Below are 12118 nucleotides of genomic sequence, written 5' to 3'. Positions count from 1 at the left end.
AGTAAAACTTAAAAGTTGAATAGGCCTACTTTACCTGAGGATGATACTTTTACAGATCAGGAGAAGTGTTAGCCTTACTTCATCTTATAACCTTACTAACAATAAAATTATATGTCAGGCTACAAAGCTAAAACATAGGCATGGGATTAACTAATTTTTGGGCTTATTTCAAATTATCCAATAGCTTAAACATATCTTGCCTCATGGATGCGGTGCTGCCACTATAGTTATTCAATAGCAGGGAGAAGGTAAAACTATTTCCCGAGGCACTGCTTTGGTAGCCCGTGTAGCCTAGCACACCACCTATAGTGCCGCTTTTCATGCTCATGTTGTTGATTGTCGGCAGGCTTTTCTGAAATTCGCTAAACCAAGGGCGACTCTTGGCGTAATGCATGATCTTAGCCATCGCCATGCTCGTAACCCTGTTTTGTGGGGATAGGCCAGAGCCATCTTTGATGTTCAGCTCACCGATTGGGATTTTTAGCTTCTGCTCCCAATATTTAGCAAGCAATTTAGCGGCCTGTTCTGTTTCGGCTTTGTTGCCGCTCAACAAACCAAAGCTCTTCAGCAATGCTTCGCCATAGAGGTTGATGCTTTTTTGATTAAACCAGTGAATAATATCTTTCAAGGACGGAGAAGTATGCTCGTCTAACGTTTTGCTATCCGCCGATAGGCGCTCGCCTTGGTTTAAAAGACGCTTACTGCTCGTCGCAACGCTATCAACCATTACGCCTTGGTTGTTTAGGGAAAGGCGGAGTTCCTCCGCAAGGTAAAGTGCCGGGTCGGGCATAGATATTTCGATTACTTTCTTCAAGTCTCTACCATAGGTTCCGCGTAGATAGATAATGTCGCTGTATGGGGCGGAATAAGCATAAACATTGTCGCCCGAGCCATTCCCCCCCGTGGTGACTTCATTGATAAACTGTAGTTGTGGCATCCCGATATTGTTATTTCGAAGGCTTGCTGGCTGACCCACCCCTGCCGGTGAAAACTGTAGGCTTAGTTTGTTCTCTCGCCAATTCAGGCCGGATATGCCGGCACCATAGTAATTTCCGATATCCGTCCAATTCCATCCTCCCGGTACATCATTTCCATTAAAGTGTAGATCGTCTCCGATAATACGTCCATGGATTTGCTTAATGCCGGCGTTTTTGATGGTGTAGATCCATTTGTTGAGCAACGTTTCGCTATTGGCCTGCGCATAACGATCACTTCCCAGAGTTGGGTCGCCACTGCCGCGGACAATGATGTCGCCGTGGAGCACGCCTAAGCTATCGATATCGCCAGTGTAACGTAATTGTGTTTTATAGGTGTATGCCGGTCCTAGGATGTCTAGTGCTGTGATAGAGGTGATGACTTTTAGCGTGGATGCCGTGGGCAAACCCATGACAGGATTGTTGGAGAAAACAGTTTCGCCCGTTTTGCCATCCAACACTGTGAAGGAAGCGACGCCATTTGTAAGCTTTCCGCTGTTTGCAAATGTTTGATAAGCCGCACTTATTTTTTCTTTTGTAGCTTGCCCTCGCAGTCCGGTATTGCAGCATAAACCGATACACAGTAGTAAGGTGGGAAGTATATTTTTGATCATACGCATATTCTTTTAGACAAACATATCGAATTTTGGTTTGTCAAGCAGCCTGCTTTTTGCAGTGTAGCCATGTCAAGCTTCTTTTTTATGTCATTATTACGAAGCGATGTTTGCGGCTACTACCAAGTGTATCACATATTTTTTAACTTGCAGGCACTAGTATAAAATGACATGGCACATAAAGAACGCTTAACGGCAATTCGGACAGAAATGAATGCTCGTGGTATTGCCGCCTATATTATTCCTTCTTCGGATCCACACATCAGTGAATACTTACCCGAGCGCTACAAGGGTATCGCATGGGCTTCCGGTTTTACCGGATCGGCGGGTACTTTGGCTATCACGCAGGACTTTGCAGGCCTGTGGACGGACTCGCGTTACTTTGTACAGGCCAACGATCAGTTGGATGGCACGGGCTTTGAATTGGTAAAGCTGAAGGTGCAGGGAGCCGCTGAGTATGCGTTTTGGTTGGCGGAGGTGTTGCCAGCAGGTAGCAAAGTTGCCTTCGATGGACAATCTGCATCTCTGGCCGTGGCGAGAGCCGTGGAAGAAGCAATGGGCGCCGTGGATATTGTTGTCGATGGACATGTAGACCTGTTGGAGGCTGTTTGGTTAGACCGACCTGCCTTGCCCAACGGACCAGCTTATCTGTTGGACGAGCGGACCACGGGCGAATCCACGGTAAGCAAAATCGAACGGGTGAAGGGAAAACTCCGGGATAAGCGTGCGACGGCGCATGTGATTTCATCGTTAGATGACCTCGCTTGGCTGCTAAACATTCGCGGAACGGATGTAAAATGTAACCCGGTGGTATTGGGCTTTTTCTTAATCGAAGAAACACGAAATACGCTCTTTATTGATACGGCGAAGCTCCATCAAGATGAGCAAGGGCGGTTGGCCGAGGCTGGAATCATACTGAAGCCCTATGAAGACGTATTCGCAGCGGTAAGATCACTAGATGCGCAGCGTATCCTCCTAGACCCAAAGCGTACTTGCTTTGCCATGTACGATAGTGTGCCGAACGGAGTTAAGATTGTGGAAGATATCAATCCGTCCACGCACCTCAAGGCGGTGAAAAATGAGGTGGAAATTGCCCACACGCGGGAGGCCATGTTGAAAGACGGGGTCGCGATGACACGTTTTTTCAAATGGCTGGAAGAGCATGTTTCACATGGAAATCTAACGGAGATTTCCATTGCGGAAAAGCTGCAAGAGTTCCGTGCCGAAGGAAAGGATTTTGTCGATATCTCTTTTGATACCATTGCCGGCTATTTGGAACATGGTGCCTTGCCGCACTACAAGGCTACGGAGGAGAGTAACGCAACTCTAAGAGCAGAAGGGCTTCTTTTGGTCGATTCAGGGGGGCAATATAAAGACGGAACGACGGACATTACGCGAGTGGTTTCCCTTGGTGAAGCTACGGCAGAAGAAAAAGCGGATTATACAATTGTGCTTAAAGGAACCATTGAAGGCTCACAAGCGGTTTTTCCTAAGGGCACGCGTGGCTACCAAATTGATGCCATAACGAGACGTCCAATTTGGGAAACAGGCCGTAACTATGGACATGGTACAGGACATGGTGTTGGCTTTTTCCTGAATGTGCACGAAGGGCCTCATACCTTCAACCCTTCCAATGTCGATATACCAGTTGAAGAAGGGATGATTACCTCCATAGAACCGGGGCTTTATCGGGAAGGATCCTACGGCATCCGTATCGAAAATTTAGTGTTAAGCAAGGTGTTGGAGTCGAATCAATTTGGGACGTTCATGCATTTTGAAACCTTGACACTATGCTATATTGCTACCGACTTGGTCGATACGTCCCTATTGGAAAAACGACACTTGGATTGGCTTAATGCATACAATGCTTGGGTGTTTGAGCAACTTGCACCACGGCTGACGGCTGAAGAAGCCTCGTGGCTTAAGGAGAAGACAAAGGCGGTTTACTAGTGAATAGGCTTTATTAGGCTTCGAAATATTTTGGTTTTGACTTGTGCGGGCGCTGTAAAGCAACCGCAGGCAAAAATAAAAAGCATAAGGCTCTGAACTGAACGTTCGGAGCCTTATGCATAATGAATGTTTAGTAAGTTAATTTATGGATACCTGTGATTGTACCATTATCAACTTTTAGCCCTTGTACTGCTGTATGTGTTGTGGCATCGAATATGTATACATAACTATCACCAGATTCCAACGTTAAGCCCACGAAGGCTTTATTTCCATCTTCAGAAAGTGCGCCGTAGTTACTTGAAGTCGTGCTAGCAATCTTTTCTGGTAATCCGGTAACCCAAGATACAGTTTGTGTGTAGACATCAACAATGCAGAAATTTATGCCGGTAATTGCCTTCGGAGCGCTGTATGTTTGAACTAAGAACTTACCTTTTCCGATGTAGCGCGCAGAGTTGATTTTGTAGCCATTTGTTTTCGCTTCAAAGTTAAAGAAGTAATCTTTGTCAAACTCGGTCGTTCCTTTTTTGATTTTTACTATAGCGGAAGGGTTTTTGGATACGACATTTCCTCCTATAGCAACAGATGCTCCAGAGAAGCCGTAGGCATCACCGTTTTCGTCAACAAGTAGACCATTTTTAAAGTAGCCTCCCAAGTAGCTTGTCCGGTTATCTTTAATTACTTTTTCTAGCGTTAGATCAGGATAAGATAAAACGGCTACCCATGTACTGTCCGGATAAGCTGTTCCGAATGTGTCACCACAACAACCTTTAATACTCATGTATGGCGCTAATACTTTATCACCAAATTGTGTGGCCCAAGTAAAGTGCGCACGCTCACCGTTACCAGCTAGTTTAACGATGTTTAATTCCTTTTCAGAAGTAATTTGTGGATTGTCCGCATTAATACGGTATAACAATGCATTTTCATTTCCCGACCGAGGGACTTTGATCAACACCAATTCATCTTTTACGGGCGCAAATACCTGAACAGTTTCGGTGACGAAATTAGAATATTTTGTTAGTTCACCCAATCCATTTAAAAAGTAAGATGTTACCGCTCCAGGGTTTCCTTGTCCGTATAGCATACTGAAGAATTTGTTCTTGCTAGCCACGTAGTAACGGTAACTGCCGTCTTGCTCAATACCGTTTCCTCTCGTTGTGATGCTTCCTTTGGTGAGGTCATCGGCTGTCAATAAATAGTCTGCCGTGCCGGCTTCGGCGCTGGTGGGATGAGCAGCAATAACGTATTTAACATTGGTGCCTTCACCTGGCGTTTCAGGTTCTGGCGTAGGTGTGTTGCTATCGGAACAGGCAACCATTGTGGTTATCGCTGTTGCTGACAATAGGGCTAAGCTTTTGAAATTTTTGATCATGGCTATGCTAATTAATAAGAATTTATGTGTAAAGTTGAATTAATGACTTGATAGAAAATAACGTAGTTTGACAAACACACCTCTTGAAGGTTTTGGCAAACTGAAGTTGTCGTAGGCTAGGGCGTCGGTAAGATTTTTACATTCCACACCGACATTGTATTTACCATTTGCAAGGGTATATACCACGTTAATGTCATGAATGAGCTGTTTTGGGATATTACGTTTGGTAGATGCTGTACCTTGGCTCGGCCAAAACAGATATACTTTGCCCACATAGAGTAGGTTATAACCGATGCTTAGGTTGTTGTTTTTTCGGCCAACATCATGTAAGAATAACGTTGCGTCCGCATTACCGTATAGGTAGGGATTGTTCGGAATGCGATCCCTGTATGTTGGACTGACATTGGAATTTTCGCCTTCATATTTTGTGTTGTTTCGGAGGTTGTGGTAGGATAGGTTTGCACCAGCCGTGAAGATCCGTTTATAAGAATAGCGAATCTCCGTATCCATTCCCAGATTTGTTACGCTAGCGCGATTTTCCAATACTGTTTTAACCTCATTTGGTGCTAATTTTTCACGTATAAAGTCTTTAGAGTCTCTGTAAAACAAACCGGCATCGATTGCAAATTGATGATCACGTTGAATAGAGAATATGTAGGACGTTCCAAGGTTATAGTTATAACTTGTCTCTGGCTTGAGCTCAAGATTGCTTGATCGAACTATTTCATCGCCAAAAACTTCGTCTGCTTCGGGTAGTCTTTTTGCGTTTTCGTAAGAACCCTTAACTTGAAGATTGCTCGATAAGAAGTAGGTTCCAGCTGCACCATAGCCTATTTTGTTATAGTTTGTCTGGTTGTTTACATAGGCCACATCACCCCAATTTCCTGAAGGATTGTAGCTAGAGGCGAATTGTAGATTTTGGAAATAGTTCTTGAAAAATGCAGTGACGCTCCATTTTCCATTGTGATTGTATCGGTAATCAATGCCAGTAACATTCTTGCTCGATTTCCGTGGGCGCTCATATGCCTCATTTTCTGGGTAAAGTTCATCCGAACCCCGTCTGTTGAAGGTGCTGTAAACATTATTTAGAACCAAGGAATGATGTTCGTTGATGTCATAGCTGAACATCGCATTTGCAACTCCAATGTTGTTACTGAACCTGTATAATGTACGGCTATTTTCGCTCCCCACGCCCGATCGATATATGGGTACGCCGTACCACTCGTATCTCACGTTCACTGTATCAATGTTTTGCTCATGGCCTAGATTGAGATTTGCGTTGATCGAAGCAGTAAGCCCTTTCGTAAAAAGATCACGTTTCCTATATTTTAAACTAGGCATTACGATGTCTCCCTTGCGGTACCAAGAGCCAAATACAGCCTCAACCCTCGCACCAGTCTGCACTTCTTTGTAGTTTTTGCCTAAGTTGATTCCCACTAAAAGTTGGTCTGCAAATTTTTTATCGACCACACCTGCCTGTAAAATAACAGTTTCGTTGTGGTAGGTGTCGTGAAAGCGATTAAATTGCATATCCTCTCCGCGCGGGCCGTAGTCCGCAATGGTAAATCTGTAGTCGTTGTCAGAATAATTTTGGTAAGCGTTTAACAGAAATGTGAAACCTGACTTTGTCGTATACCCCGTATTGAGCGTGGTGCGATGTGTATTAAAGGATCCGTACGAATAGGATACATCGACGAAGTTTCTCTTGGAACTACCGGTAATGATATTAATTGCACCTCCCATAGCATCCGCTCCTAGCCACACGGGCACTACGCCCCGATATACCTCCACACGTTCAGCCAAGTTTATTGGAATATTGTTGATCTGGAAGGACGACCCGAAGCCTTCCATGGGAATACCGTCGATAAATATCTTAATTTGTTTGCCGGTGTAACCATTTAAGGTGAGGTTCATGTCAGATCCCACACCACCACTTTCCCGAACACGTACGCCGGAAATCCTGTCTAGCGCATGGCCTAGATCCAACGTAGTGTTGTGTAATTTGGTGGCATCTAGCGCGGTAACATTGTAGGCTTGTTTGTTGACTTCTTGCACTTTGGTTCTACCAAGCACCATGACTTCCTCAATCTGGTTTTCATTGTTGTCCAGTATGAAAATTATCGGATCGCCGGTTTGTTGGGGAATGGTGAACTTTTGTTTTAATCGTTTGGTTCCGATAGCTGATATCTCTATATTAACGGTGGATCCGGCAATAGCCTGAAAGGTAAATATGCCGTTGTCGTTGCTGTGTACAGCGAGGTCATCGATGTGTACTGTGGCCGCTGCTACAGCTTGTCCGTTCGCTAGGACGCGCGCTGTAAAGGTTTGGGCTGTTTGCTGTGCTATGGATTGGGAAAAACAGAGCAGCATGCAAAGAATTATAAAAAAAGTACTATTTTGTTTCATCTTTTAATGGTCATGCGTTAGAAGAAGGCTACGCGACTAGCGTAGTGAAGTTGACTGTTCCAATTGCCGTTGGATCAGTTTGTTGGCGCCATACGAATTGCCGTTCGTTATGGCGCTGATGTTTTTATTATGTCGAGTCCATCTGTTACTTCCGTTGTTTTTACACTAGAACAAGGGTCAAGGTTGCCGCCTTATTGGTTTGTTCTTATTTAGATTTAGTATAAACAACGCAAAGGTATGCTTCTGTTACATAAGTCGCAAATCTTTTTAAGAAAATTATTTTGTTGACTAAAGAGAGGTTGGCTGGTTTCTAAGAATAGTCGGCTTTGTTGAAGGCTCGGGGAGGCTGGGGAAAATCCTGCCCTATCGCCTAAGGTGCGATTGGGCAGGAGAGAATCAAGGATCTATTTTTTGATGATCCAAATATGGTTCAACCAAAGTGCTTTGTGGCTTTGCGATTGAAACTTTAGGGTGTATTTACCTGGTTTGTCGACGATCATCTCGCCGAGCGCTTGGTCAACAAACTCGTCGGTATAGTTCTTTTCATTGGGCTCGGCAACAATCTTGCCGCTCGGTTTGACGACGGCATCCAACTGTTGTTTTCCTAAGGCCACAGTGATGCTGATATTTTCTTCATTGGGGTTGTGTGAGGATAAGTCTACGCGGTAGGTACCCGCTTCTGGAAAGTAGACGTCCCAGCTGATTGCCGCTTCGCTTGTTTTAACGTGGGCTGGGCGTTTTCCATCATAGCGGGCATGGCTCAGCTTATTTGTTTCTTTGGCGTTGATTCCGGTCAATCCAAAACCACCGAAAGTAGATTCGGCAACGACATTAGCGTCAAGATCAATGGATGGATATTCCACCCGCAAAACAGAAACAAAGTGATCTGCCTGTCTGTCGGGCAGTGTAATATGTAGCAGAGGTCCCTGTTGTTCGAAAGGCAAAGTCTGCGTTTGGTTGTTCGACAAAAGCTCAACTTTCTTCGGCATACTGTTGATCCCGGTGACACGCAGGATGCGATCTAAGGGCCAGTTAAAAACATGAAGGTAGACAATGTTTTCTACCGTCTTGCGTGTTAGCTTTCCCCAATCGTGTTGATTGGCAGCGAGCCTCAGCCCTGTATTCCCATATATCGCCTCACCATATTGCTTTAGCCAGGCACCGAGGTCGTTCAAGCGTGAGATGCTTTCGTAAGGAAGAGAACCGTCGGCGCGCGGGCCGATGTTTAGGGTGAAATCACCGTTCAATGCGACATTACCTATGAGCGATTCGAAAAGCTGACCTGTAGATTTCCATTCGTGCTCCTGCCCATTGTATCCCCAAGAATGGGCAATGGTGCCCGGTGTTTCCCAAGGGTGTTCGGTATAGCTGGATCCAAATTGGTTATCGCCCAAGGTTTCAAAGTCGACAAATTTGCTATCCTTTGGCAAGCCTAAGCGGGAGTTGATTAAGCAATTGGGTTGTAATTCGCGAATCAAGGAAGCTGCCTGCTCCAATTGTTCTTTCTTGAATATCGTATTTTGATAAGGTATCCACATGTCGAACCACATCACTGCAATATCGCCATAGTTCGTCAATAGTTCGCGCAATTGCGGAATAGCTTTTTCCTGCCAATACTGATCGAATTGGGCATCGGTCACATGGCCTGTCAGTTCTTGGTTATGGTCCCAAGCGTAGGGATGTTCCCAGTCTATCCAATGCGAGTAATAGAAGCCCAGTTTCAATCCGTGTTTACGGCAGGCGTCCGCAAGTTCTTTGATGATATCGCGGTTGCTGCCCGATAGCTTTGTGAGAGAGTAGTCGCCTACCTGTGTATCCCACAGGGCAACGCCGTCATGGTGTTTGGAGGTCATGATGATATATTTCATGCCCGATTTTTTTGCGGCAATGACCCATTCTTCCGGATTGATCTTATCCCATACGAAGCGTTTTGCTAGCTCGCCATATTCCTCTTTAGAAATGCGATTTCTGTAGCGGATCCATTCTGCATAATTGTTGCCATAGCGCAACTTTTCTCCCTTCCATAGTCCTTCAGCCGCGCTGTAAAGCCCCCAATGTATAAACATGCCATAGCGTGCTTCCTCGAACCAAGCCGTTCGGCTGCTTTGCGCCCATAAACTGAGGCTTGATAGTAAAAAAATGGCAACCATAATGCCAGAACGCTTCCTGTAACGATTTTTCATGTTAGCTGTGTTGGTTATTTTGCCCACAGATTAAGAGATCGACTGCTGTTGTGCAGAAAGAATGCATTTTCTTGGACAGGACTAAGTTATTGATATGTTTTTAATTTTGACGAATAATTTCTAGTAAGCATTGAAAGATGATTTTTTCTGTAAAAATGTAGGTATATTCTCCGTTTTAATTGCTAAAACGTTAATTTAGGGCGGTCATTGTCGAAGGAGCTTCATATTCGGTATTTTTCCTTTGCTTTAGCCTATTTTTTATCCAAACACTATAGTTTCGTATTTATGATCGTAGTAAAAAGTTTCGTGAAGAAACTCGCTTTTTTCGGAGCGCCGTTCCTTGCCGTGGCGGCGTGCGGCGTTAACGCCGATCTTCCAACATCGGAGAGCTTAACACAGTATGTTGACCCATACATCGGCACCGGCGGACATGGCCACGTTTTTGTTGGCGCAAACGTGCCTTATGGCGCTGTGCAGCTTGGGCCATCTAATATTTCTACCGGTTGGGACTGGGTGTCGGGTTACCATATTTCCGATTCTACTATTATGGGATTCTCGCACCAACATTTGAGTGGTACCGGTATTGGCGATTTAGGCGATATCGTATTCTTACCCTTCACCGGCGATGTACGTTTCGATCGCGGCACTGCTGCTGACGAAAGCACGGGCGCTTACTCTCTTTTTAAACGAGAAACGGAAACTGTGCGTCCAGGTTTTTACGCCGTACACTTGGATCGCTTCAATGTGGATGCCGAACTCACGGCTACTGCTCGCGTGGGCTTTCATAAATACACCTTTCCCAAAGCGGAAACACCTAAAGTGTTGATCAATTTGGATGCAGGTATTGGTTGGGAAGGAGAGAAGGAAGGACATATTGTTTTGGAGAACGACTCGGTAGTCTCGGGATACCGCTACTCAATGGGTTGGGCAAAAAACCAAAAGATCTATTTCACAGCCACCTTTTCGCAACCGGTTGTCAAGATTCGTTTAGCCGATAGCACGGCTGTGCAGGCTGGCGATAGCATCCGTGTAAAACGTGCCTATGGGGAGCTAACTTTCGCTAAAAATGAAGGCGAGCAGCTGCTCTTGGTGAAAGTGGCGGTATCACCGGTTAGCGTAGCCAACGCTAAATTAAATATGCAGGAAGAGCTTGCCGGCTGGGACTTTGATGCTACGCGAAAAGCTGCTGACCAAGCCTGGAATGAAGAACTTGCAAAGGTAAAGGTGGAAACTCAGGATAGCGTTGCGCGCAAGATTTTCTATACCGCACTGTATCATACGATGATTGCACCATCGCTCTTCAATGATGTCAATGGTGATTATATGGGCTCAGATTTCAAGCCGCATCGCTTGGCATCTGGAAACAATTATACGACATTTTCATTGTGGGATACGTATCGCGCAGCACACCCATTGATGAGTATTATTCATCGCGACCGTTTGCCAGATATGGTGAATACGATGTTACGCATTTATCAAGAACAAGGCAAATTGCCGGTGTGGCACTTGGTTGGTAACGAGACCGATTGTATGGTCGGTAATCCGGGGATTATTGTGGTTGCGGATGCTTATTTAAAAGGTGTAGAAGGTTTTGACAAAGATTTGGCTTACGAAGCAATGAAGGCCTCGGCGATGAAAGATGACCGTGGACTGGACTCGTACAAGAAATACGGTTTTGTGCCCTATGATAAGGAAAAGGTAGAGTCGGTAGCTAAAGGATTGGAATTTGCCATTGCCGATTGGAGCCTAGCGCAGGTAGCCAAGTTGCGTGGTGCAGAAGAGGACTACCGTTACTTTAGTGAAAGAAGTCAAGCTTACAAACATTATTTCGATAAAGATATTCAATTTTTGCGTGGGAAGGATTCGCAGGGTAACTTTAGACCAGGCAAATTTGATCCCTTTCATTCCGCGCACTTGGCTAATGACTATACCGAAGGAAATGCTTGGCAATATACCTGGTTGGTGCCGCATGATGTGAATGGTTTTATAGGCCTTTTCGGTAGCGAAGAGCGGTTTATCAATAAATTGGATTCTCTTTTTGTGGTAGAGGGCGATTTGGGCGAGGAAGCATCTCCTGATATCAGTGGTTTGATTGGACAGTATGCGCATGGTAATGAACCTAGCCATCATGTGATCTACATGTATCCTTTTGCTGGACAACCTTGGAAAGCAGCGGATCGGGTGCGTCAAACATTGGCCACCTTATATACCGACAAGGTTGATGGGTTATCGGGTAACGAAGATGTTGGGCAAATGTCTGCATGGTATGTGCTATCGGCTATAGGTTTTTACCAAGTGTCGCCAGCCGGTGGGCCATTTATCTTTGGTAGCCCGCTTTTTGATAAGGTTACGCTGGCTTTGGATGCCGGAAAATCATTGACGATCATTGCGCACAACAACAGCAAAGAAGCTAAGTATATACAGTCTGTGAAGTTAAATGGGCAGCCTTACGAGAAATCTTACATCAGCTATGCTGATTTGATGCAAGGTGGATCATTGGAGTTTGAGATGGGCACATCACCTTCATCTACTTTTGGTGTGGCAAAAGAGGCTAGGCCAACATCGATACAGTAGCTGAGGCGAGAATATAAACATAGAGCAGCAGATGGCAGCTGTATA

General features: G+C 45.1%; 6 protein-coding genes. 2 read left to right on the top strand and 4 right to left on the bottom strand.

Annotated elements, in window-relative coordinates; all coding sequences use genetic code 11:
- Positions 1-163: 163 nt before the first annotated feature.
- The gene (gene dacB, locus SCB77_RS08345) at positions 164-1588 is read right to left on the bottom strand and encodes a D-alanyl-D-alanine carboxypeptidase/D-alanyl-D-alanine endopeptidase (protein WP_320185972.1); all 1425 of its coding nucleotides are present in this window, start codon (positions 1586-1588) and stop codon (positions 164-166) included.
- Between the two features lie 171 nt (positions 1589-1759).
- Here dacB and SCB77_RS08340 point away from each other — a divergent pair, with 171 nt between their 5' ends.
- Complete coding sequence (locus SCB77_RS08340) at positions 1760-3538, top strand: aminopeptidase P family protein (protein WP_320185971.1); 1779 nt, start codon at positions 1760-1762, stop codon at positions 3536-3538.
- Between the two features lie 130 nt (positions 3539-3668).
- On the opposite strand, the gene SCB77_RS08335 is transcribed toward SCB77_RS08340, so the two are convergent.
- The 3 genes from SCB77_RS08335 to SCB77_RS08325 form a co-directional block, all read right to left on the bottom strand.
- Entirely contained in the window at positions 3669-4910 is a 1242-nt protein-coding gene (locus SCB77_RS08335; protein ID WP_320185970.1) for a DUF4374 domain-containing protein, read from the bottom strand.
- Positions 4911-4949: 39 nt separating this feature from the next.
- Positions 4950-7316 (bottom strand): TonB-dependent receptor, encoded by a 2367-nt coding sequence (locus SCB77_RS08330; RefSeq protein ID WP_320185969.1) that lies wholly within the window; start codon positions 7314-7316, stop codon positions 4950-4952.
- Positions 7317-7720: 404 nt separating this feature from the next.
- On the bottom strand, positions 7721-9499 hold the full coding sequence (locus SCB77_RS08325) for an alpha-L-fucosidase (RefSeq protein ID WP_320185968.1): 1779 nt from the start codon (positions 9497-9499) through the stop codon (positions 7721-7723).
- 285 nt (positions 9500-9784) lie between these two features.
- Here SCB77_RS08325 and SCB77_RS08320 point away from each other — a divergent pair, with 285 nt between their 5' ends.
- The gene (locus SCB77_RS08320) at positions 9785-12073 is read left to right on the top strand and encodes a GH92 family glycosyl hydrolase (RefSeq protein ID WP_320185967.1); all 2289 of its coding nucleotides are present in this window, start codon (positions 9785-9787) and stop codon (positions 12071-12073) included.
- Positions 12074-12118 lie beyond the last annotated feature (45 nt).

The sequence above is a fragment of the Sphingobacterium bambusae genome, assembly GCF_033955345.1.
Lineage (GTDB): Bacteria > Bacteroidota > Bacteroidia > Sphingobacteriales > Sphingobacteriaceae > Sphingobacterium > Sphingobacterium bambusae.
The sequence above is the reverse complement of the archived record's forward strand: the minus strand, read 5'-3'. Positions and strand labels throughout refer to the sequence as shown.